This is a genomic window from Mycobacterium sp. MYCO198283, from assembly GCF_021213805.1.
Lineage (GTDB): Bacteria > Actinomycetota > Actinomycetes > Mycobacteriales > Mycobacteriaceae > Mycobacterium.
This window is the reverse complement of sequence record NZ_JAJQJI010000005.1, coordinates 84,965-106,564: the sequence shown is the minus strand read 5'-3', so window position 1 is coordinate 106,564 and position 21,600 is coordinate 84,965. Positions and strand designations below refer to the sequence as shown.

The window sequence follows — 21,600 nt, the reverse complement described above, 5'->3', positions numbered from 1 at the left end:
GAGGGATCGAGGAGATTCGGCACATGGGACAGGTCAGCGCCACCAGCGATGTCTTGATCAACGCCGCGCCGGAAACCGTGCTCGCCGCCGTCGCGGACTACGAGCAGGTCCGGCCGAAGATCCTGACCTCGCACTACAGCGGCTACCGGGTGCTGCAGGGCGGTCAGGGGCAGGGCACCGTTGCCACCTGGACGCTGCAGGCCACCAAGTCGCGGAGCCGCACCGTCGAGGCCGTCGTCGACGTCGCCGGGCACACCGTCATCGAGAAGGACAAGAACTCGACGCTGGTGACCAACTGGACCGTCGCACCCGCCGGACCCGGCGCGTCGGTGACCGTCAAGACGAGTTGGCAGGGTGCGGGCGGCATCAAGGGCATCTTCGAGGGGATCTTCGCGCCGCTGGGGCTCAAGCGCATTCAGTCCGAGGTGCTGCAGAACCTGAAGAAGGCCGTGGAATCGGCGTAGCGCCGCGCTACTGGGTGGCGAGGAAGCCGGCAATGCCCTTGACCACGGCGTCGGCGTATTTTTGCCGGCCCTCCGGGCTGGTGATGAGCGTGAGGTCGGCGGGGTTTTTCATGTTGCCCAGCTCGACGAGCACCGCGGGGTACTGCGCCAGGTTGAGCCCGGCGAGGTCCGGACGGCCGTAGAGCCCGTCGGAGCCGATGTAGTTGGCGGGCGGGATCCCCGACGAGCTCAGCTGGTCGCGCATGGTGCGGGCGAGTTGCACCGCCGGCCCGGCCTGCGCCGGGTTCAGCGGCGGCGCGGAGTAGTTGACGTGGAAGCCGCGCCCGGTCTCCGGTCCGCCGTCGGCGTGGATGCTCACGACGGCATTGGGCTTGAGCGCGTTCGCCATGGCCGCCCGCTCGTCGACGCAGGGACCGAGCGCGTTGTCGTTGCCGCGCGACATGGCGGTGCGGACGCCGAGTGCGGTGAGCTCCGCCCGGATCCGCAGCGTCACGTCCCAGGTGAACGTGTGCTCGGGGTAGCCGTCGGGCGTGGTGGTGCCGCTCGTCTGGCACTCCTTGTAGCCGCCGCGACCGTTGGGCACCTGCCGGGAGATCGACGCGTCATTGGCGCCGTTGTGCCCGGGGTCGAGGAAGACGATCTTCCCGGCGATGGTGTTCGGTGCGGCGCCGGCCGTCGGCGCGACCGCGGCGGCCACCGCGACGACCACAGCGGCCGCGAATCCACGAAGACATGCGGTACGGAGCACTCGCGTCACGCTAGCCATCGGCCGTCTAGGCTTGAAGGCCGAAGCGCCCGATATCCGCAGGCGACACCAAGTCGAGACCCAGCCTTGACCAACGAGACGCAAGGGGACACCGGATGCAACCGGGAGGCCAACCCGACATGTCGGCCCTGCTCGCGCAGGCGCAGCAGGTTCAGCAGCAGCTCATGGCGGCGCAGGAGGCGCTTGCGGCGTCCGAGGTGCGCGGACAGGCCGGCGGCGGGCTGGTGCAGGTGACCATGAAGGGCAGCGGCGAGGTGGTCGCGGTGACCATCGACCGCAAGGTCGTCGATCCCGACGACGTCGAGACGCTGCAGGATCTCATCGTTGCCGCGCACGGCGACGCGGCCCAGCAGGTGACGCAGCTCGCGCAGCGCACGCTGGGGCCGCTGGCCGGCGGCGCCGGTGGGTTGTTCGGCGCGCCGGGGTCCTGACTTGTTCGAGGGTCCGGTCCAGGACTTGATCGACGAACTCGGCAAACTGCCCGGGATCGGCCCGAAGAGCGCGCAGCGCATCGCTTTTCATCTGCTCAGCGTCGAACCGCCGGACATCGACCGGCTGACCGCGGCGCTCGATCGCGTCCGCAACGGCGTGACGTTCTGCTCGGTTTGCGGCAACGTCTCCGACGGCGACCGCTGCCGCATCTGCTCGGACCCCCGCCGCGACGCGTCGCTGGTGTGCGTGGTCGAGGAGCCGAAGGACGTGCAGGCCGTCGAGCGCACCCGGGAGTTCCGCGGCCGCTACCACGTGCTGGGCGGCGCGCTGGACCCGCTGTCGGGCGTCGGGCCGGACCAGCTGCGGATCCGTGAGCTGCTGAACCGCATCGGTGAGCGGGTCGACGGCGTGGACGTCGCCGAGGTCATCATCGCCACCGACCCCAACACCGAGGGCGAGGCCACCGCCACCTATCTGGTGCGGATGCTCCGCGACATCCCGGGGCTCACCGTCACCCGCATCGCCTCGGGCCTGCCGATGGGCGGCGACCTCGAATTCGCCGACGAGCTGACCCTCGGCCGTGCACTGTCCGGCCGCCGCGCGCTGACCTGACGCGCCGCGGCGCCGCCGCTCGCCGGCGCCGCGCGCCGCGCGCCGCGCTGGCGCCGAAACCGACATTTCGGCGCGAAAGTGCGAGAAGGATCCGCCATTTCGTCGATCTCGGCGAGGTGTCGGAGGCCGCGAGCACGATGCGGCCATGACTGAAGCCGGCGAGGCAATCGCCGACGGTATGCGGCGATCAAAACTACGACGTTCATGCCGACCCATGTTCCGCGGCCTTCAAGCCGGCCTGATCGTTCGCATGGATCGGGTGGCCGACGACGAAGTCATGGTGGTCGCCGATCTGCCGGTCGCCGCACCGGCACGGACGGCCTTCGATTCCGGCCGCTGCCAACGACGCACGCGGCGCTGGCGCGACTGGACGCGCTGATGCGGGCGCCTGCTGCTCCGCGACCTCCGGCGGCTGCCGATGCTCCACGACCGCGGTTGGGAAGTCATCCGGGTGATCGCCGAGGACCGGCCCGCTCAGGTGCTGGCGCGGGTGAGGGAAGCCGCCGCACGGCGAGGCGTCGAGATCGACGAAATGGCGCGATCTACTCGCAGTTTCGCGCCCGATCGTCGGTTTGGGCGAGAAGTGGCCTGACGCTAGGGGCGGCGCGGGGCGGCCAGGCGTTCGCGGCGCAGCTGGGCGACCTCGGCGAGCTGCAGCGGTGGCAGGTCGCCGACGACCTGGGCCAACAGGTGGTCGGCCAGCTCGGGGTTGCGGGCCAGGCACGGCCCGTGCAGATAGGTCGCGACGATGCTGCCCTGCACCGCGCCGTCGACGCCGTCGCCCAGCCGGTTGCCGGCGCCCTTGCTGACGCGGGCCAGCGGCGCGGCGTCGGCACCCAGAGTCGTTCCGCCGCGGTGGTTCTCGAAGCCGGTGAGCGGCTCGTGCAGCCCCGGGATCAGTGGCGTGCTGACGACTTCGCCGATGGTCCGTTCGGCCTGCGGGGACGTGGTCGCGTCGAGCAGGCCGACGCCTTCGACCCGTTCGCCCGACGACGTCTCGTACCAGTGGCCGAGCACCTGGATCGCCGCGCAGATCGCCAGGACCGGCGCCCCGCGTTCGACGGCGCGCTGCAGCCCCGGATAGGTCCGCAGATGCTTGGTGGCCAGCCGCTGCGCGTAGTCTTCGGCGCCACCGAGGGTGTAGAGGTCGAGCGAGTCGGGCACCGGGTCGGCCAGCGTGATCTCGACGATCTCGGCGTCGATACCGCGCAGCGTCAGCCGCTGTCGCAGCACCACGGCGTTGCCGCCGTCGCCGTAGGTGCCCATCACGTCGGGCAGCACGAGCCCGATCCGCACCGTCGACTCAGGCACGACGCCGCTCCAACGCGCGGTTGAGCTGCAGGAACGCGGTGTAGTTGGCGATCACCTCGACGTGGCCGGGCGGACAGGACTCGATGGCCTGCACGGTGTCGTGCACCAGCGAGTGCTGCACCCCCGCGTAGCCGAGCCGCACCGCGAGGTCGGTGCCCCGCTCGCCGGCGGCGATCACCTCGGTGTCCTCGAAATGCTCGAACCGCACGTCCCACAGCCACGACAGGTCCTCGCCGTCGGGCACCTGGCCGTTCACAGCGATCACCACGCCCGCGCTGTGTTTGTCGATCATCGACAGCGCCTCCTGCCAGCCGGCCGGGTTCTTCGCCAGCAGCAGCCGCGCGGTGTGTCGGCCCACCCGCACGGTGCGGTAGCGGCCGGCCACCTCGTCGACGCCGCCGACCGCGCGGACGGCGGCGACCGGGTCGGCGCCCAGGGCCACCGCGGCGGCCACCGCCTGCGTCGCGTTGCCGCGGTTGACGTCGCCGGGAAGCGCCAGCTCCATCGGGTGCGCGAACCCGTGCGGGCCGTAGATCGTGCGCTCGTCGAACCACCAGTGCGGCGTCGGCCGCTTGAAGTCCGTGCCGGTCGAATACCAGTGGCCGCGCTCCCGGACGATCACCTCGCCGCTGCGCGGGCAGCTCACCGAGTCGTTCGCCCACGTGCTGCCGGCGGCCACCCACAGCACGTTCGGATTGTCGTAGGCGGCTGACGTCATCAGCACGTCGTCGCAGTTGGCGACGATCACCGCCGCGGGGTGGTCGGCAAGCGCGCCGCGCAGCGTCCGCTCGATGTGGTTGATCTCACCGACGCGGTCGAGCTGATCGCGCGACAGGTTCAGCAGCACGACGACCTGCGGGTCGACGGCGGCCGCGACGTGCGGCAGGTGCATCTCGTCGACCTCGAGGGCGGCCAGCGACGCGCCGCGTGCTGCCGCGAGCGCGGCGACCAGCCCGGCGTCCATGTTGGCGCCCTCGGAGTTCGTCGCCACCTCGCCGACCGTGGCCAGCGCGGCGGCAATCATCCGGGTGGTGGTGGACTTGCCGTTGGTGCCGGTGACCAGCACATTGCGCCGGCCGTGGCCGAGCTGGCGCAGCAGGGTGTTGTCGAGCGACAGCGCCACCAGCCCGCCGATCATGGCGCCGGCGCCGCGACCGGTCGCCCGCGACGCCCACCGCGCGGCCGAACCGGCGGCGAGAGCGGCACGGCCGCGGGCGGTGATCACCGGCCGAGTTTATGCCGATCGCAACCAGACCTCGCGACACGCGTCGGCGCCGGCCGGGAGTTGTCACCCCGCCGTGGCAACCTGAGGACCGTGCCGTTGCTGAGCCCGCCCCGCTGCCCGCAGTGGGGCCGTCCCGCCACCGACCACGACGGCGGCTGGGCGGTGCTCGACGTCGAGACGTCGGGATTCCGGCCCGGCCAGGCACGCATCGTCAGCATCGCGGTGGTGGCCCTCGACGCCGACGGTGCGGTGCAGCGCTCCTTCGCGTCCCTGCTGAATCCCGGCGTCGACCCCGGGCCCACCCACGTGCACGGGTTGACGGCCGAGATGCTGGCCGGGCAGCCGACGTTCGCCGACATCGCCGGCGAACTGGTCGCCCTGCTCCGCGGCCGCACGCTCGTGGCCCACAACGTCGCGTTCGACTACGCCTTCGTGGCCGCCGAAGCCGAGGAGGCCGGTGTCGAGCTGCCCGTCGACGAGGTGATGTGCACCGTCGAACTGACGCGCCGGCTCGCCCTCGGGCTGGAGAACCTGCGGCTGGGGACGCTGGCGCAGCACTGGTCGGTGCCGCAGCTGCGCCCGCACGACGCCTACGACGACGCGCTGGTGCTCGCCGGCATCCTGCTGCCGGCGCTGCGCCGGGCCCGCGCCCGCGACGTCTGGTTGCCCGTCCGGCCGGTCAGCCGTCGTCGCTGGCCCAACGGCCGCGTCACCCACGACGACCTGCGGCCGCTCAAGGCGATGGCGGCGCGGCTGACGTGCCCGTACGCCAACCCCGGCCGCCACGTGCCGGGCCGGCCGCTGGTGCAGGGCATGCGGGTCGCGCTGTCGGCGGAGCTCGACCGCACCCACGACGAACTCGTCGAGCGCATGGTGCACGCGGGGCTGGCGTTCACCGACCTGGTCGACCCGCACACCTCGCTGGTGCTGGGCAACGATCCGGCGGCCGAGCAGGGCAAGGCGTTCCAGGCGCGAGAGCTCGGCATCCCGCTGATGGGCGACGACGAATTCCTGACCGCCGCCGCCGCGGTGGTCGGCGGAAGCGATGTGCCGCTGTTCGCCGACGCGCCGGCCAGCGGGCACCAGTTCGCGCTCTTCTAGCAGCCTGCCGGCGGGCGTGCGGGTCGGTCAGCCGCGGGCGGCGCGGTTCACGGCCGACACCACCGCCCGCAGCGACGCGGTCGTGATCGAGGACGCGATACCGACGCCCCACACCGTGCGACCGCCGATGGACGCCTCGACGTAGGCCGCCGCCTGTGCCTCCTCGCCGGCGGACATCGCGTGCTCGGAGTAGTCGAGGACGTGCACGTCGTAGCCGACGGTCGACAGCGCGTCGACGAACGCCGCGAGCGGGCCGTTGCCCTTGCCGGTGATCTCGCTCTCGGTGCCGTTGATGCGCACCGTCGCGGTGATGGTGTCGGTGCCGTCGTCGACTTCCGCGGCGTCGACGCGCTGCCGGATCCGCTCCAGCGGCCGCACCGGGTTCAGGTACTCCTCGGCGAAGACGTCCCACATCTCCTTCGGCGACACCTCGCCGCCCTCGCCGTCGGTGATCTTCTGCACCACCTGCGAGAACTCGATCTGCAGCCGACGCGGCAGCGACAGGCCGTGGTCGGCCTTCATGATGTAGGCGACGCCACCTTTGCCGGACTGCGAGTTCACCCGGATGACGGCCTCGTAGGTGCGGCCGACGTCCTTGGGGTCGATCGGCAGGTAGGGGACTTGCCACAGCAGGTCGTCGACGTCGGTGTCCGCCTCGTCTGCAGCGGTTTTCATCGCGTCCAGGCCCTTGTTGATCGCGTCCTGGTGGCTGCCGGAGAACGCGGTGTAGACCAGGTCGCCGCCGTAGGGATGCCGCTCGTGGACGGGCAGCTGGTTGCAGTACTCGACGGTGCGGCGGATCTCGTCGATGTTCGAGAAGTCGATCTGCGGGTCGACGCCGCGGCTGAACAGGTTCAGCCCCAGCGTCACCAGGCACACGTTGCCGGTGCGCTCGCCGTTGCCGAACAGGCAGCCCTCGATGCGGTCGGCGCCCGCCTGGTAGCCCAATTCGGCTGCGGCGACGGCGGTTCCGCGGTCGTTGTGCGGGTGCAGGCTCAGGATGATCGCGTCGCGGCGGGCCAGGTTGCGGCTCATCCACTCGATCGAGTCGGCGTAGACGTTCGGCGTCGCCATCTCGACGGTGGCGGGCAGGTTGACGATCATCGGCCACTCGGGCGTCGGTGCGATCACCTCGGAGACGGCGTCGCACACCTCTTTGGCGTACGCCAGCTCGGTGCCGGTGTAGGACTCCGGCGAGTACTCGAACCGCCACCGCGTGTCCGGATACTTCTTCGCCTCCTCGATGCACATCCGCGCGCCTTGCACCGCGATGTCCTTGACGGCGTCGCGGTCGGCGCGGAACACCACGCGGCGCTGCAGGATCGACGTCGAGTTGTAGAAGTGGACGATCGCCCGTGGCGCCCCGGCGCACGCCTCGAAGGTGCGCTCGATCAGCTCGGGCCGGCACTGGGTCAGCACCTGGATGGTGACGTCGTCGGGAATGGCGCCCTGCTCGATGATCTCGCGGACGAAGTCGAAGTCGGTTTGGCTGGCCGACGGGAAACCGACCTCGATCTCCTTGTAGCCCATGCGGACCAGCAGGTCGAACATCCGGCGTTTGCGGGCCGGGCTCATCGGGTCGATCAGCGCCTGGTTGCCGTCGCGCAGGTCCACCGCGCACCACAGTGGCGCGGTGTCGATCACCTTGTCGGGCCAGGTGCGGTCCGGCAGCGTGATCGGTTCGACCTCGTCGGCGAACGGCCGGTAGCGCGTCACCGGCATCGCCGAGCCGCGTTGGGTGTTGTACGCCGGCTGGCCGGGGTTCGGCGGACCGGCGGGGGTGGTGATGGTGCGTACCGCGCTGAAGGCGTCAGGACCGTCGGCGGCAGGCTTCGAGAAAGTAGTCACGAGTTCGGCTCCGGGAGTGGAAGGGACTCGACCGGCGCATCGCGAAAGACCCGCGACGGGAAGCCGGTCTGGTCAGATCCCGCCGCGGCGTCCGAGAAGGAGCTGCCGCGCCACGGGCTCACCGTACCGCGCGACGCCCGCGGTCTCAAAACGTCGTCCGTCAGGGGTTGAGCGGTCGGCCCCAGGTGCCGGCGAACGCGATCTCCGACAGCGGCAGCCGCGCGCGCGGCTGCGCGTCCCGCTCGGCGATCGCCGGGTCCGAAGGCTCACCGAGCCGGCCAATCGCCACGACGGCCACCGGGCGCACACCGGCGGGGATGTCGAACGCCCGGCGTGCGCCGTCGGCGTCGAACCCGGCCATCGGGTGGCTGACGAGCCCGCGCGCCACGGCCTCGATCGCGAGGTTGGCCATCGCGGCGCCGGCGTCGACGGCCGCGTAGTAGGCCGTCTTCTCGTCGTCACCCTCGTCGGCGCACACCAGGAGCAGCGCACTGGCCGCCCGAGCCCAGCTGTTGCCGCGCTTGAGGGTGGCCGCCAGCGCGTCGAAGGTGTCGTCGTCGCGGCGCCCGACCACGACGCGCACCGGCTGGCGGCGACCCCAGGTGGCCGACCAGCGCGCGGCCTCGAGCAGCGCGGTCAGGTCGTCGTCGGCCAGGCGATGATCGGGGTCGAGCGCCCGCGGGCTCCACCGCTGCGCGATCAGCGGATGGATGGGAACGCTGGTGACGGCGGTGCGGTCACGCTGCATCGCGGCCACGCTACCCCCGGTGCACGCGGTCAGGATGTGACGTCTGCAGCCCTTATCCTTGACGGCGACTCCCGCTCAAGCAGATGAGGTGAGCACGGTGGCGCTCGTCGTCCAGAAGTACGGCGGATCCTCGGTGGCCGATGCCGAGCGCATCCGGCGCGTCGCCGAGCGCATCGTCGAGACCAAGAAGCAGGGGCACGACGTCGTCGTGGTGGTCTCCGCGATGGGCGACACCACCGACGACCTGCTGGACCTCGCCCGCCAGGTGTGCCCGGCCCCGCCGGCCCGCGAGATGGACATGCTGCTGACCGCCGGTGAGCGGATCTCCAACGCGCTGGTCGCCATGGCCATCAACTCGCTGGGGGCGCAGGCCCGCTCGTTCACCGGATCGCAGGCCGGGGTCATCACCACCGAGATCCACGGCAACGCCAAGATCATCGACGTCACGCCCGGCCGGCTGCGCTCCGCGCTCGACGAGGGGCTGATCGTGCTGGTCGCCGGCTTCCAGGGCGTCAGCCAGGGCAGCAAGGACGTCACGACGCTGGGCCGCGGCGGCTCGGACACCACGGCCGTCGCGCTGGCCGCCGCGCTCGACGCCGATGTGTGCGAGATCTACACCGATGTCGACGGCATCTTCACCGCCGACCCGCGGATCGTCCCGAACGCGCGCCACCTCGACACCGTCTCGTTCGAGGAGATGCTCGAGATGGCCGCGTGCGGCGCCAAGGTGCTGATGCTGCGCTGCGTGGAATACGCCCGCCGCTACGACGTTCCGATCCACGTCCGGTCGTCGTACTCCGACAAGCCCGGCACGCTCGTCAAAGGATCGATGGAGGACATCCCGATGGAAGACGCCATCCTCACCGGTGTCGCGCACGACCGCAGCGAGGCCAAGGTGACCGTCGTCGGGCTGCCCGACGTTCCCGGGTACGCCGCCAAGGTGTTCCGCGCCGTCGCCGACGCCGACGTGAACATCGACATGGTGTTGCAGAACATCAGCAAGATCGAGGACGGCAAGACCGACATCACGTTCACCTGCGCGCGGGACAACGGACCCAGCGCCGTGGAGAAGCTGACGTCGCTGCAGGACGAGATCGGCTTCACCCGCGTGATGTACGACGACCACATCGGCAAGGTGTCGTTGATCGGCGCGGGGATGCGCTCGCATCCGGGCGTCACCGCCACCTTCTGTGAGGCGCTCGCCGATGCGGACATCAACATCGAGCTGATCTCCACCTCCGAGATCCGGATCTCGGTGCTGATCCGTGACACCGACGTGGACAAGGCGGTCGCCACGCTGCACGAGGCCTTCGAGCTCGGCGGCGAGGAGCAGGCCACGGTGTACGCGGGGACGGGGCGGTAGGAGCTGTCATGACGCGTGAAGGACTCAACATCGGCGTGGTCGGCGCGACCGGCCAGGTGGGCCGGGTGATGCGGCAACTGCTCGAGGAGCGGAACTTCCCGGCGGCCGGCGTCCGGTTCTTCGCCTCGGCGCGCTCGCAGGGCCGCAAGATCGAGTTCCGCGGGCAGCAGATCGAGGTCGAGGACGCCGAGACCGCCAACCCCGCCGGCCTCGACATCGCGCTGTTCTCCGCGGGCGCCACGATGTCGCGGGTGCAGGCCCCGCGGTTCGCCGCCCACGGCGTGACCGTCATCGACAACTCGTCGGCCTGGCGCAAGGACCCCGACGTGCCGCTGGTGGTCAGCGAGGTCAACTTCGACCGCGACGTCGGCGATCCGCGGCGGCTCAAGAAGGGCATCATCGCCAACCCGAACTGCACCACGATGGCCGCGATGCCGGTGCTCAAGGTGCTGCACGACGAGGCCGGGCTGCAGCGGCTGGTGGTGTCGTCGTATCAGGCGGTGTCGGGCAGCGGGGTCGCCGGCGTCGAGGAGCTGGCGTCGCAAGCGCGCGCGGTGATCGACGATGCCGAGAAGCTGGTGCACGACGGGTCCGCGGTCGAGTTCCCGGCGCCCACCAAGTACGTCGCGCCGATCGCGTTCAACGTGGTGCCGCTGGCCGGCTCGCTGGTCGACGACGGCAGCGGCGAAACCGACGAGGACCAGAAGCTGCGCAACGAGAGCCGTAAGATCCTCGGCATCCCGGACCTCGCGGTCAGCGGCACCTGCGTGCGCGTGCCGGTGTTCACCGGACACTCGCTCTCCGTCAACGCCGAGTTCGCACAACCGATCTCGCCGGCGCGGGCGCGCGAGCTGCTGGCCGACGCGCCCGGCGTGAAGCTGGTCGACGTGCCGACGCCGCTGGCCGCCGCGGGTGTCGACGAGTCGCTGGTCGGCCGCATCCGTCAGGACCCCGGCGTGCCCGACGGTCGCGGGCTGGCGCTGTTCATCTCCGGTGACAATCTCCGCAAAGGCGCGGCGCTCAACACGATCCAGATCGCCGAGCTGCTGTCCGCGCAGATCTGACCCCTGCCCCCCTTGCGCCGAAACCGACACACGGGCGCCAAAGTGCGAGTGGTTTCCGCCTTTTCGTCGATCTCGGCGCTGGTTGCTCTCGCCCCGGTCGCGCAGGCCACCCCGCCGCTGGCGGCCGGCGAGGTGTACCGCGTCGGCCCCGTCGCCGGCACCGGCACGCCGACCCGCGACTACGGTATCGGCGCGACGGACCTGTGCGAGTTCATGGAGTTCCCGAGCCAGCTGCTGCAGGTCTGCGGTGACAGCTTCGCCGGCCAGGGTGTCGGCTTCGGCGGCTGGTTCACGCCGATCGCCCTGCACGTCGACATGGCGTCGGTCGACGACCCACAGTACTTCGGGATCACGGGTATTCGCGAGCCGTTGCTCGCCGACTCCGCACCGCCGGGCGCCTCGCAGCTGCCGGCCGGTGTCGTGCAGATCAACCGGGAGAACTACCTGCTGGTGACCACTACCGAGAGCCTGGTGCCGCGGTCGTCGCGGTTGGTGAAAGCGTCGCCCACGCAGGCGAACTGGCCGACGATCCCCGGATCGGTGCGCAACGCCTCCTACGACGACGGCGCGCAGACCCAGGTCAGCGGCTTCTACGACCCGATCCCGACGCCCGACTCGCCGACCGGCTGGGTGTTTGTCGTCGCCAACAGCTTCGACCGCACGCGACCGGTGCGGTTGTATCGCGTTCCCCCGCAGCGTTTCACGGATCGCGATGCCTGGCAGGGGTTCGGCGGCGGGATGTGGGGCGGCGAGCCTGCCCCGCTGTGGCCCGACCGGGTCGGCGAGATGAGCTTCCAGCAGATCGACGGCAAGGCGGTGCTGTCGTATTTCAACGCCACCACCGGCGATATCGAAGTGCGGGTGGCGAATTCGCCCGTCGACCTGGGCACCGCACCCGTCACGACCGTGGTCCGGCACAGCGACTGGCCCGATCCCGCCGACGTGCTGCCCGAACCCTTCGACAACCGGCTCGCCCAGCCGTACGGCGGGTACATCTCGCCGGCCTCCACGCTCGACGAGCTGCGCATCTTCGTCAGCCAGTGGAACACCCTGCCCCGCAGCCATGCGCCCTATCGCGTCATCCAGTTCGCGGTGCGGCCGTTTGTGCAGTGACGTGGCCGGTTGAGTTCCGCTTGCCGGCGTTGGTCTCCACACCACGGCGCGAATCCGCCCGAGATTCCGCCCTGCAGTGAGCCTCAACGCCCGCGAGGCGGTCTCAACGGCGAGCGTCGATCGCCTCGCGCACCCGCCGCAGCACGTCGGCGGGCCGGTCCTCCTTCACCACGCGCACGACGATCCAGCCGAGTCTTGTCAGCTGATCCAGCCGCCGCATGTCCCGCAGGTACTGGTCGCGATCCGACTGATGCTGGTCGCCGTCGTACTCGAGCGCGATCTGCAGCTCCGGCCAGCCCATGTCCAGCCTCGCCACCAGCCGGCCGTCGACGCGGACCTCGATCTGCGTCTCGACCGGCGGCAGGCCGTCGCGGTGGACCAGCAGCCGCAGCCATGTCTCCTTCGGCGACTCCGCGCCGGCGTCCACCAGCTCGAGTGCCGTCTCGAGCTGGCGCAGGCCACGGACGTGCGGGTGTCTGGCGGCGATGGCCGCGACCGCGGCGACGGGCACACCGGTCGCGTGCAGCAGGGCGTCGAGCGCGGCGACCGCCGAGTCGAGCCGGCCGCGCCGCCCGATGTCGAAAGCCGTCCTGGCCGGCGTCGTCACCGGCAACCCGTCGACGCCCATCACCTCGTCGACGAGCAGGCGGTCGGCGCGGCAGACGACACCGGCCGGTGGCCGGGTGCTGCGATAGATCAGTTCGATCGGCGACTCCTCGTCGACCCAGCGGGCGCCGTGGAAAGCCGCGGCGGCCAGACCCGCGACCACGCCGTTGCGCCGCGACCACAGATACGCGGCATGCGTGCGCGCCCGAAGCGTCGGCCGGATGCCTTTCCGCAGGTATACGCCGGGCAAGGTAGGGCAGCACCTGGTGCGGAGCTGGTGGCGGTTCAGTACCCCGGCGGCGAGGGCCTCGGCGCCGACGAAGGGCCGCCAGACGTCGACTCGGTCCATGTCGGCACCGTGTCACGCGCTGCCAGCTCTCGGCACCTGGCTGTCCACAGCCAGTCGAGTCTGCAGCCTGGGCGTTGATCCGCACGCCAGGGCGAAGATTCGGGCGATTCCGCGCCGTCTGGTGGAGACCAACGCCGCAAGGTGGAGACCAACGCCGGCGAGTGGAGACCAACGCCGCCAGGTGGACACCAAACGCCAGGCGCACCCGCTCACAGCCAACTCACAGCGCAGGCACATCGGGCGCATGCCGACGACGACCACGATCGACGGCATGACTGAAACATCGAACACTCCGACAACCGTCGTCGAACGCCGCAGCCGTCTCACCACCATCGCGCTGTGGGTGGGGATCGTGGTGGGCGTGGTCTTCATCGTCGGCGCGATCTTCTGGACCGGGTTCGCGCTCGGCAGCCACGGCGGGCACGGCGGGCACGACGGTCCGCGCGGCGATCGCAGCCGCGGCGACATGATGGTCGGCCCCGACCACCGCGTGGGCCCGCCGGCCCTGCTGCCTGGCGTGCAGCCGGGTCAGCAGCCGGGCCCCCAACCCGGTCAGTCGACCCCGCAGCAGCCGACCACCACGCCGAGCGCGAGACCCTAGGCACCGAAACACCGGATTGCCGGCCCGTCGTGAAGGCAGACTGTGCAGACAGCCCCATCGATGAAGGAGTCGTCATGACGGCGAGCCACACCACGAACGACGCCGGCAATCCGGTTCCCAGCACGGAGTTCTCGCTGTCGGTCGGGCCGGACGGTCCGATCCTGCTGCAGGATCACTACTTGATCGAACAGATGGCGAACTTCAACCGCGAGCGCATCGCGGAACGCCAGCCGCACGCCAAGGGTGGCGGCGCGTACGGCACCTTCGAGGTGACGCACGACGTCAGCCAGTTCACCAAAGCGGCGTTCCTGCAGCCAGGCGCGGAGACGGAGATGGTCGCCCGGTTCTCGACGGTGGCGGGCGAGCGGGGGAGCCCCGACACCTGGCGTGACCCGCGGGGTTTCGCGCTGAAGTTCTACACCTCCGAGGGCAATTTCGACATGGTCGGCAACAACACCCCGGTGTTCTTCATGCGCGACCCGATGAAGTTCCAGCACTTCATCCGCAGCCAGAAACGCTTGCAGGCGAACAACCTTCGCGACCACAACATGCAGTGGGACTTCTGGACGCTGGTGCCCGAGTCGGCGCACCAGGTCACCTGGCTGATGGGCGACCGCGGCATCCCGAAGACGTGGCGGCACATGAACGGCTACTCCAGCCACACCTACAGCTGGGTCAACGCCGCCGGCGAGATCTCCTGGGTGAAGTACCACTTCAAGACCGACCAGGGCATCGACTACCTGACGCAGCAGGAGGCCGATCGGCTGGCCGGCGAGGACGCCGACTACCACCAGCGGGACCTCTACGACTCCATCGAGGCCGGCGAGTACCCCAGCTGGACGCTCAAGGTGCAGATCATGCCGTTCGAGGACGCGAAGACCTACCGCGTGAACCCGTTCGATCTGACGAAGGTGTGGTCGCACAAGGACTACCCGCTGATCGACGTGGGCCGAATGACGCTGAACCGCAACGTCACCGACTACCACGCCGAGATCGAGCAGGTGGCCTTCGAGCCGAACAGCATCGTGCCCGGCACCGGGCTGAGCCCGGACAAGATGCTGCTGGCCCGCGGCTTCTCCTACGCCGACGCCCACCGCGCCCGGCTCGGGGTCAACTACAAGCAGATCCCCGTCAACACCCCGCGGGTCGAGGTCAACAGTTACAGCAAAGACGGCGTCATGCGCGTGAAGAACGTCAGCGATCCGGTGTACGCGCCGAACAGCATGGGCGGGCCCGTGGCCGATCCGGCGCGCGGCACCGAGATCGGCTGGATGGCCGACGGCGAGTTCGTGCGCGCCGCCTACACGCTCCGCCCGGAGGACGACGACTGGACGCAGGCGGGCGTGCTGGTGCGGGAGGTGCTCGACGACGACGAACGCAACCGGCTGGTCGAGAACATCGTCGGACACGTGGCGAAGGGCGTGAAGGAGCCGGTGCTGTCGCGGGTGTTCGAGTACTGGCGCAACGTCGATCCCGATCTCGGCAAGAAGGTCGAGGAAGGCGTGCGCGCCAAACTGGATACCGTTTCCTGACGCCGCTCCGTTGCGCCGTCGATGTCGGCCCCGGCTGGCATGATCGGCGGCATGACTATCGAAGCCATCTACACGGCGGAATCCACTGCGACGGGCGGTGGCCGCGACGGCCATGTGACGTCGGCCGACGGGAAGATCGACCTCGACACCCGCCCGCCGAAGGAGATGGGCGGCAGTGGCGACGGCGTGAATCCCGAGCTGCTGTTCTCGGCGGGCTATGCGGCGTGCTTCCTCGGCGCGCTGCGGCTGGTCGCCAAGAAGGCGAACGTCACGCTGGACGACGACACGAAGGTCACCGCCCAGATCGGCATCGGCAAGACGCCGGAAGGCGGGTTCGGGCTGGTCGGCACCATCGTCAGTTACCTGCCGGGTGTGGAGCAGGAAGTCGCCGACGATCTCGTGGAGCAGGCCCACGAGGTGTGTCCGTACTCCAACGCCACCCGCGGCAATGTCGACGTTGCGATCTCGGCGAAGGTCTAGCGCCGCCGCGGCCGTGGCGGCGGCCTGCGTCGCGGTCGTCGTGGCGACGCCCGCGCACGCCCGGCCGTCCGAACCCGGTGTGGTGAACTACGCGGTGCAGGCCAAGGGCGCCGTGAGCAACATCGTCGGCGCGCCGATCACCGTCGAGCGCCTGTTCACCGAACCGTTCCAGGCGTATTCGGTCGACGTGCCGGCCTGCAACGACTGGGCCGACATCGGGTTGCCCGAGGTGTACGCCGATCCCGACCTCGCATCGTTCAACGGGGCGGAAGCGCAGACCTCCGCCACGGACAGCACGCACTTCGTCAAGCAGGCGGTCGGGGTGTTCGCCACCGCCGACGCCGCCGACCGCGCCTTCCACCGGCTGACGGACCGGACGGTCGGCTGCGGCGGGCAGACCGCGACCATGCACTTCGCCGACGGGGCGGTGCAGGTGTGGAGCTTCGCCGCCGGCGTCGACAACGCCACCGAGCAGTTCTTCACCAAGCAGGAAGCGGGCACCGACCGCCGGTGCTTCGTCCAGACCCGCAAACGGGAGAACGTGCTGCTGCAGGCGAAGGTCTGTCAACCGGGCAACGGCGGGCCGGCGGTCAACGTGCTGGCCGGGGCCATGCAGAACGCCCTCGGGCAGTAGCGGCCGGCATCGCCATGTCCCCGACCACCGCATGCCCCACACCGCTGCGAGCCGACGACCCACTGGCCGGAGTGGAGGCCGCCGCATGCCACCTCGCGGCCGGCGCCCTCGTCGACGGGCCCGTCGGCAGGGTCGGGCTCGAGATCGAGGCGCACTGCTTCGACCTCGCCGAACCGCGCCGCCGTCCGACGTGGCGCCGCATCGCCGACGTCATCGACGGCCTCGACAAGCTGCCCGGCGGCAGCGTCGTCACCGTCGAACCCGGCGGCGCCGTCGAATTGTCCGGCCCGCCGCTGGCCGGTGCGCTCGCCGCCATCACGGCGATGGCCGCCGACCGTGCCGTGGTGCGGACGGCGTTCGTCCGGCAGGGGCTCGGGCTGGTGCTCCTCGGCGCCGATCCGGTGCGGCCACCCGAGCGGGTGCATCCCGGCGCCCGCTACACCGCGATGGAACAGTTCTTCGCCGCGACGGGGACCGGCGCCGCCGGGGCCGCGATGATGACGTCGACGGCATCGGTTCAGGTGAACCTCGACGCCGGACCGCGGGAGAACTGGTCGCGTCGGGTGCTGCTCGCGCACGCGCTCGGTCCGGTGATGGTCGCGATCACCGCGAATTCGCCGATGCTGGGGGGCGCCGCGACCGGCTGGCGCAGCACCCGGCAGCGGGTCTGGGGACAGCTCGACACCGCGCGCTGCGGCCCGGTCCTCGGCCGCAGCGACGACCCCGCCGGCGAGTGGGCACGGTATGCGCTCAAGGCGCCGGTCATGCTGGTGCGCACCGCGGCCGGCGCCACACCGGTGACCGCTCGGATCCCGTTCGTGCAGTGGATCACCGGCGATGTCCGCCTGGGCGGCCGCCGACCCACCGCAGCCGACCTCGACTACCACCTGACGACGTTGTTCCCGCCGGTCCGCCCGCGCCGCTGGCTGGAGATCCGCTACCTCGACAGCGTGCCGGACGCGCTGTGGCCCGCCGTGGTGTTCGCGTTCGTCACGCTGATGGACGAACTACCCGAGGTCGCGGCCGACGCCACCGAGCCCGTCGCGGCGGCCTGGGGCACCGCAGCCCGCGCGGGACTGGCCGACCCGGCCCTGCACACCGCCGCCGTGCGCTGCCTGGCCGCCGTCGCCGACCGGACCCCGAGCGCGCTGCACACCTCGATGCAACGACTGCTCGACGCGGTCGATCGGCAAAGGTCACCGGCCGACGACGTCACCGACCGGGTCCAACGGTCGGGCATCGACGCGACCCTCGTCGCGCTCGCCGAGGAGCAGCCGTGACCACCGTCGTCGACGCACTGCACGCCGCCCGGCGACGGACCCTGCGGCTCACCGATCTCGGCGACGACGAGCTGCGCCGCCAGTACCACCCGTTGATGAGCCCGCTGGTGTGGGACCTCGCGCACATCGGCCAGCAGGAGGAGCTGTGGCTGCTGCGGGGCGGCGACGCGCGGCGGCCCAGCCTGCTCGGCGACAAGGAGTCGCTGTACGACGCCTTCCGCCACCCCCGGGCCAGCCGCGTGGAGCTGCCGCTGTTGTCGCCCGCCGAGGCGCGCACCTTTTGTCGCGTCGTCCGCGAGCAGGCGCTCGACGCGCTCACCGAGCGCGACCCGTTCACCCTCGCGCTGGCCGTCAGCCACGAGCAGCAGCACAACGAGACGATGCTGCAGGCACTCAACCTGCGCAGCGGCCCGCCGGTGCTTAGCCCGGGCACCACACTTCCGGCCGGCCGCGACGGCGTCGCCGGAACGTCGGTGGTGATCGCGGGCGGTCCATTCGTGCTGGGTGTCGACGGCGCCGACGAACCGTACGCCCTGGACAACGAGCGTCCTGCGCATGTGGTCGACGTGCCGGCGTTCCGCATCGGGCGGGTGCCGGTGACCAACGGGGAGTGGCGCGCCTTCATCGCCGACGGCGGGTATCACCGGCCGGAGCTGTGGTCGCCGCGCGGCTGGCGACACCGTGTCGAGGCCGGTCTCGTGGCACCGCAGTTCTGGCTGCCCGACGGCAGCCGCACCCGCTTCGGGCAGGTCGAGCCGGTGCCCGACGACGAGCCGGTGCAGCACGTCACCTACTTCGAGGCGCAGGCCTACGCGCGGTGGGCCGGCGCGCGGCTGCCCACCGAAGCCGAGTGGGAGAAGGCCGCCGCCTGGGATCCCGCGGCGGGTCGGCGCCGCCGCTATCCGTGGGGGGACGCGTCGCCGACGGCCGAGCGCGCCAATTTGGGTGGCGACGCCTTGCGCCCGGCGCCGGTGGGCGCCTATCCGGCGGGGGCGTCGGCGTACGGCGTGGAGCAGCTGCTCGGCGACGTGTGGGAGTGGACGTCGTCGCCGCTGCGGCCCTGGCCGGGGTTCCGCCCGATGCTCTACGAGCAGTACAGCGCGCCGTTCTTCGACGGTGACTACCGGGTGCTGCGCGGCGGCTCCTGGGCCGTCGCACCCGACATCCTGCGGCCGAGCTTCCGTAACTGGGACCACCCGATCCGACGCCAGATCTTCGCCGGCGTGCGGCTGGCGTGGTCGGCCGAGGACCCCGAGCGCTGATGTGCCGCCATGTCGCGTGGCTGGGCGAGCCGCGGTCGGTGTCGTCGCTGGTGTGCGAGCCGCCGTTCGGCTTGGTGCGCCAGTCCTACGCCCCGCGCCGGCAGCGGCACGGGCTGCTCAACGCCGACGGCTGGGGTGTCGGCTTCTACCGGGTCGATGCACCGGGTGCCGCCCCCTGCCGGTGGCGCAGCGCCTCGCCGCTGTGGGGCGACGCGTCCTTTGCCTCGGTGGCCCCCGCGCTGCGCAGCACCTGCGTCGTCGCGGCGGTGCGCTCGGCGACCGTCGGCATGCCGATCGAGGCCGCGGCGGTCGCACCGTTCACCGACGGGCGGTGGCTCGTGTCGCACAACGGCGTCGTCGACCGATCGGCGCTCCCCGCGACCCGCGAGGCGGAGTCGGTGGTCGACAGCGCGGTGCTGGCCGCCCGCCTGTTCGCCGCGGGCATCGAACGGCTCGGCGAAACGGTGGTCGAGGTGGCGGCCGCCGACCCCGGCGCTCGGCTGAACATATTGGCGGGCAACGGTTCTCGACTGCTGGCCACCACCTGGGGTGACACGTTGTCGATTCTGCGCACCCCGGAGGGGGTGGTGCTGGCCAGCGAGCCCTATGACGACGACCCGGCATGGGAGGACGTGCCCGACCGCCGGCTCGTCGACGTCTACGGTGACGACGTGACCATCAGCGAGCTCACGTGACGACGCTGACCGTGCACCTCGACGCCGACCACGCCGCGCAGGCGCTTCGACGCGACGTCCGCGAAGGCCTGACCGCGACGCCGAAGTCGTTGCCGCCGAAGTGGTTCTACGACAGCGTCGGCAGCGAACTGTTCGACCGGATCACCCGGCTGCCCGAGTACTACCCCACCCGCACCGAGGCGCAGCTCCTGCGCGATCACGCGGCGGAGATCGCGACGCTCACCGCGGCGGACACCCTCGTCGAACTCGGCAGCGGCACGTCGGAGAAGACCCGGATGCTGCTCGACGCGCTGCGCGACCGCGGCACGCTGCGACGCTTCGTACCGTTCGACGTCGACGCCGGAATGCTCCGACTCGCCGGAACCGCCATCGAAGCCGAGTATCCGGGCGTCGACGTGGCGGCGGTGTGCGGCGATTTCGAGCACCACCTGGGCGAGCTACCCACCGGCGGCAGGCGATTGATCGCGTTCCTCGGCTCCACCATCGGCAATCTCACCGCGGCGCCGCGGGCCCGTTTCCTCACCGCGCTCGCGGCCACGTTGGGGCCAGGGGACGCGCTGCTGCTCGGCACCGACCTGGTGAAGGACCCGCAGCGGTTGGTGCGCGCCTACGACGACAGCGCCGGGGTCACGGCGGCGTTCAACCGCAACGTGCTGGCGGTGATCAACCGCGAGCTCGGCGCGGACTTCGAGCTCGCGGCCTTCACCCACGTCGCCCGCTGGAACGCCGCCGCCGAGCGCATCGAGATGTGGCTGCGCAGCGAGATGCCGCAGCGGGTGCGCATCGCGGCGCTCGACGTCGACGTCGACTTCGCCGCCGGCGAGGCGATCCTCACCGAGGTGAGCTGCAAATTCCGCCCCGACGGTGTTGCTGCCGAGCTGGCGGCCGCGGGCCTGCGGCGCACGCGGTGGTGGACGGACCCCGCGGGAGACTTCGCGCTGTCGCTGGCGGTGCGGTGACCGACTCGCTGGCTGCGCGGTGGCGGGCCGCGCGGCCACCGGTGGCCGGGATCCACGTCGACAACGCCGCCTGCTCGCGCCAGAGCGTGGCCGCCATGGCCGCCGCCGACCGCCACGCCCACCATGAAGCGGAGGTCGGCGGCTACGTCGCGGGTGAGGCGGCCGCACCGGTGCTGGACGCCGGTCGCGCGGCCGTCGCGGCGCTGGTGGGCATGGCCGCCGACGAGGTCGTCTACACCACCGGCTCGGGTGACGCGCTCGACGTCCTGCTCGGCGCGTGGCCGCGCGGCCGCCGCGTGTTCGCCTGTGCGCGCGGCGAATACGGCCCCAACCTGGCCGTCGTCGCCGCGCACGGGTTCGACGTCAGGCTGCTGCCCACCGACGTCGCCGGCCGCCTCGACGTCGCCGCGGCCGCCGCCGACCTTGCCGCCGAGCCGCCGGATCTGGTGCAGCTCACCGCCGTCGGCAGCCACCGCGGGCTGCTGCAGCCGGCGGCCGCGGTGGGCGAGGTGTGCCGCGAGCTGGGCGTTCCCTACGTCGTCGACGCCGCCCAGGCGCTCGGGCACACGGACTGCGATGTCGGCGCCGACGCGGTCTACTCGTCGTCGCGCAAATGGCTTGCCGGCCCGCGCGGTGTCGGCGTGCTCGCCATCCGCCGCCCGCTCGCCGACCGGCTCACACCGCGACTTCGTCCCGCCGGCGATGCGCCCGTCCACCGGCGGTTGGAGGCCGGGGAGGCGAACGTCGCCGCCCGGATCGGGTTCGCGGTGGCGGTCGGCGAGCACCTCGCCGCCGGACCGCAGCAGGTGCAGGCCCGGCTGGCCGAGGTCGGCCGGCTCACCCGCGAGGCGGTCGCCGGCGTAGCCGGGTGGCGGGTCGTCGAGCCCGTCGACGAGCCGACCGCGATCACCACCCTCGAACCGACCGACGGCGCCGATCCGGCCGTCGTGCGGTCACGCCTCATCGCCGAACGCGGCGTCCTCACCACCTACGCCGGCATCGAGCGCGCGCCGCACGAGCTGCGCACCCCGGTGCTGCGGCTGTCGCCGCACGTCGACGTCACCGCCGAGGAGCTCGCCGCGGTCGCGGCGGCGCTGTATCCCCTGGGCCGGTGAAAACGTCCGTGTGACGGGCCACACTTCCGGTTATCCGTGG

At 71.3% G+C, this 21,600-nt stretch carries 23 protein-coding genes; 17 read left to right on the top strand and 6 right to left on the bottom strand.

The genetic code is table 11. The annotated features are described in order from the left end of the window. Positions 1-23: 23 nt before the first annotated feature. On the top strand, positions 24-464 hold the full coding sequence (locus tag LV457_RS11375; RefSeq protein WP_232171189.1) for an SRPBCC family protein: 441 nt from the start codon (positions 24-26) through the stop codon (positions 462-464). Between the two features lie 7 nt (positions 465-471). On the opposite strand, the gene LV457_RS11370 is transcribed toward LV457_RS11375, so the two are convergent. Continuing rightward, a complete protein-coding gene (locus LV457_RS11370; RefSeq protein WP_232171188.1) occupies positions 472-1,230 on the bottom strand; it encodes an Rv3717 family N-acetylmuramoyl-L-alanine amidase in 759 nt (252 codons plus the stop codon). 95 nt (positions 1,231-1,325) lie between these two features. Between LV457_RS11370 and LV457_RS11365 the strand changes: the two genes are divergently transcribed. The 3 genes from LV457_RS11365 to LV457_RS11355 all read left to right on the top strand — a co-directional run bounded on the left by LV457_RS11365 (position 1,326) and on the right by LV457_RS11355 (position 2,653). Then, positions 1,326-1,661: a YbaB/EbfC family nucleoid-associated protein gene (locus tag LV457_RS11365; RefSeq protein ID WP_232171187.1), complete on the top strand. Its 336-nt coding sequence runs from the start codon at positions 1,326-1,328 to the stop codon at positions 1,659-1,661. 1 nt (position 1,662) lies between these two features. Beyond that, on the top strand, positions 1,663-2,274 hold the full coding sequence (gene recR / locus LV457_RS11360; protein ID WP_232171186.1) for a recombination mediator RecR: 612 nt from the start codon (positions 1,663-1,665) through the stop codon (positions 2,272-2,274). Between the two features lie 145 nt (positions 2,275-2,419). Beyond that, entirely contained in the window at positions 2,420-2,653 is a 234-nt protein-coding gene (locus tag LV457_RS11355) for a hypothetical protein (RefSeq protein WP_232171184.1), read from the top strand. Between the two features lie 215 nt (positions 2,654-2,868). Here the strand turns inward: LV457_RS11355 and LV457_RS11350 are convergent, their stop codons facing one another. Both LV457_RS11350 and LV457_RS11345 read right to left on the bottom strand, forming a co-directional pair. Beyond that, positions 2,869-3,585, bottom strand: coding sequence for a glutamine amidotransferase (locus LV457_RS11350; RefSeq protein WP_308192188.1), 717 nt, complete (start codon positions 3,583-3,585; stop codon positions 2,869-2,871). Beyond that, positions 3,578-4,810: a Mur ligase family protein gene (locus LV457_RS11345; RefSeq protein ID WP_232171182.1), complete on the bottom strand. Its 1,233-nt coding sequence runs from the start codon at positions 4,808-4,810 to the stop codon at positions 3,578-3,580. The genes LV457_RS11350 and LV457_RS11345 overlap by 8 nt, the downstream gene beginning before the upstream one ends. Before the next feature lie 81 nt (positions 4,811-4,891). Between LV457_RS11345 and LV457_RS11340 the strand changes: the two genes are divergently transcribed. Further along, positions 4,892-5,911 (top strand): DEDDh family exonuclease, encoded by a 1,020-nt coding sequence (locus LV457_RS11340; protein ID WP_232171490.1) that lies wholly within the window; start codon positions 4,892-4,894, stop codon positions 5,909-5,911. Between the two features lie 27 nt (positions 5,912-5,938). Here LV457_RS11340 and leuA read toward each other — a convergent pair whose 3' ends face one another. Next, a complete protein-coding gene (gene leuA / locus LV457_RS11335; protein ID WP_232171179.1) occupies positions 5,939-7,759 on the bottom strand; it encodes a 2-isopropylmalate synthase in 1,821 nt (606 codons plus the stop codon). A gap of 160 nt (positions 7,760-7,919) precedes the next feature. After that, positions 7,920-8,507, bottom strand: coding sequence for a nitroreductase family protein (locus LV457_RS11330; protein WP_232171177.1), 588 nt, complete (start codon positions 8,505-8,507; stop codon positions 7,920-7,922). 97 nt (positions 8,508-8,604) lie between these two features. Between LV457_RS11330 and LV457_RS11325 the strand changes: the two genes are divergently transcribed. The 3 genes from LV457_RS11325 (at position 8,605) to LV457_RS11315 (ending at position 12,047) form a co-directional block, all read left to right on the top strand. Next, positions 8,605-9,870: an aspartate kinase gene (locus LV457_RS11325; RefSeq protein ID WP_232171489.1), complete on the top strand. Its 1,266-nt coding sequence runs from the start codon at positions 8,605-8,607 to the stop codon at positions 9,868-9,870. Positions 9,871-9,878: 8 nt separating this feature from the next. Beyond that, a complete protein-coding gene (locus LV457_RS11320) occupies positions 9,879-10,934 on the top strand; it encodes an aspartate-semialdehyde dehydrogenase (protein WP_232171175.1) in 1,056 nt (351 codons plus the stop codon). Between the two features lie 69 nt (positions 10,935-11,003). Further along, positions 11,004-12,047, top strand: coding sequence for a DUF4185 domain-containing protein (locus tag LV457_RS11315; protein WP_232171488.1), 1,044 nt, complete (start codon positions 11,004-11,006; stop codon positions 12,045-12,047). A gap of 103 nt (positions 12,048-12,150) precedes the next feature. On the opposite strand, the gene LV457_RS11310 is transcribed toward LV457_RS11315, so the two are convergent. Further along, complete coding sequence (locus LV457_RS11310; protein ID WP_232171173.1) at positions 12,151-13,002, bottom strand: endonuclease domain-containing protein; 852 nt, start codon at positions 13,000-13,002, stop codon at positions 12,151-12,153. Between the two features lie 271 nt (positions 13,003-13,273). Between LV457_RS11310 and LV457_RS11305 the strand changes: the two genes are divergently transcribed. From LV457_RS11305 to egtE, 9 genes are all read left to right on the top strand, one after another. Then, positions 13,274-13,603, top strand: coding sequence for a hypothetical protein (locus tag LV457_RS11305; RefSeq protein ID WP_232171170.1), 330 nt, complete (start codon positions 13,274-13,276; stop codon positions 13,601-13,603). A 74-nt stretch (positions 13,604-13,677) separates the two neighbouring features. Further along, on the top strand, positions 13,678-15,135 hold the full coding sequence (locus LV457_RS11300) for a catalase (RefSeq protein WP_232171169.1): 1,458 nt from the start codon (positions 13,678-13,680) through the stop codon (positions 15,133-15,135). 51 nt (positions 15,136-15,186) lie between these two features. Beyond that, positions 15,187-15,615, top strand: a complete 429-nt coding sequence (locus LV457_RS11295) for an organic hydroperoxide resistance protein (protein WP_232171166.1) — start codon at positions 15,187-15,189, stop codon at positions 15,613-15,615. Next, positions 15,584-16,249: a sensor domain-containing protein gene (locus LV457_RS11290; RefSeq protein ID WP_232171164.1), complete on the top strand. Its 666-nt coding sequence runs from the start codon at positions 15,584-15,586 to the stop codon at positions 16,247-16,249. Before LV457_RS11295 ends, LV457_RS11290 begins: the two co-directional genes overlap by 32 nt. A gap of 14 nt (positions 16,250-16,263) precedes the next feature. After that, positions 16,264-17,529, top strand: a complete 1,266-nt coding sequence (gene egtA, locus LV457_RS11285) for an ergothioneine biosynthesis glutamate--cysteine ligase EgtA (protein ID WP_232171162.1) — start codon at positions 16,264-16,266, stop codon at positions 17,527-17,529. Continuing rightward, complete coding sequence (egtB, locus tag LV457_RS11280) at positions 17,526-18,791, top strand: ergothioneine biosynthesis protein EgtB (protein ID WP_232171160.1); 1,266 nt, start codon at positions 17,526-17,528, stop codon at positions 18,789-18,791. The genes egtA and egtB overlap by 4 nt, the downstream gene beginning before the upstream one ends. Continuing rightward, positions 18,791-19,486: an ergothioneine biosynthesis protein EgtC gene (gene egtC, locus LV457_RS11275; RefSeq protein WP_232171158.1), complete on the top strand. Its 696-nt coding sequence runs from the start codon at positions 18,791-18,793 to the stop codon at positions 19,484-19,486. Before egtB ends, egtC begins: the two co-directional genes overlap by 1 nt. Beyond that, positions 19,483-20,445 carry an L-histidine N(alpha)-methyltransferase gene (gene egtD / locus LV457_RS11270; RefSeq protein ID WP_232171156.1) on the top strand — a complete coding sequence of 321 codons (963 nt, stop codon included), beginning with the start codon at positions 19,483-19,485 and terminating at the stop codon, positions 20,443-20,445. The genes egtC and egtD overlap by 4 nt, the downstream gene beginning before the upstream one ends. After that, positions 20,442-21,560, top strand: coding sequence for an ergothioneine biosynthesis PLP-dependent enzyme EgtE (egtE, locus tag LV457_RS11265; protein WP_232171155.1), 1,119 nt, complete (start codon positions 20,442-20,444; stop codon positions 21,558-21,560). Before egtD ends, egtE begins: the two co-directional genes overlap by 4 nt. Positions 21,561-21,600 lie beyond the last annotated feature (40 nt).

Excerpts from the sequence above, each read along its gene's own strand:
- LV457_RS11300 (WP_232171169.1), top strand. The coding sequence starts at position 13,678 with ATGACGGCGAGCCACACCACGAACGACGCCGGCAATCCGGTTCCCAGC.
- LV457_RS11365 (WP_232171187.1), top strand. The coding sequence starts at position 1,326 with ATGCAACCGGGAGGCCAACCCGACATGTCGGCCCTGCTCGCGCAGGCG.
- LV457_RS11290 (WP_232171164.1), top strand. The coding sequence starts at position 15,584 with ATGTCGACGTTGCGATCTCGGCGAAGGTCTAGCGCCGCCGCGGCCGTG.
- LV457_RS11375 (WP_232171189.1), top strand. The coding sequence starts at position 24 with ATGGGACAGGTCAGCGCCACCAGCGATGTCTTGATCAACGCCGCGCCG.
- egtC (WP_232171158.1), top strand. The coding sequence starts at position 18,791 with ATGTGCCGCCATGTCGCGTGGCTGGGCGAGCCGCGGTCGGTGTCGTCG.
- egtA (WP_232171162.1), top strand. The coding sequence starts at position 16,264 with ATGTCCCCGACCACCGCATGCCCCACACCGCTGCGAGCCGACGACCCA.
- LV457_RS11295 (WP_232171166.1), top strand. The coding sequence starts at position 15,187 with ATGACTATCGAAGCCATCTACACGGCGGAATCCACTGCGACGGGCGGT.
- LV457_RS11305 (WP_232171170.1), top strand. The coding sequence starts at position 13,274 with ATGACTGAAACATCGAACACTCCGACAACCGTCGTCGAACGCCGCAGC.
- LV457_RS11320 (WP_232171175.1), top strand. The coding sequence starts at position 9,879 with ATGACGCGTGAAGGACTCAACATCGGCGTGGTCGGCGCGACCGGCCAG.
- LV457_RS11310 (WP_232171173.1), bottom strand. The coding sequence starts at position 13,002 with ATGGACCGAGTCGACGTCTGGCGGCCCTTCGTCGGCGCCGAGGCCCTC.
- LV457_RS11370 (WP_232171188.1), bottom strand. The coding sequence starts at position 1,230 with ATGGCTAGCGTGACGCGAGTGCTCCGTACCGCATGTCTTCGTGGATTC.
- LV457_RS11355 (WP_232171184.1), top strand. The coding sequence starts at position 2,420 with ATGACTGAAGCCGGCGAGGCAATCGCCGACGGTATGCGGCGATCAAAA.
- LV457_RS11330 (WP_232171177.1), bottom strand. The coding sequence starts at position 8,507 with ATGCAGCGTGACCGCACCGCCGTCACCAGCGTTCCCATCCATCCGCTG.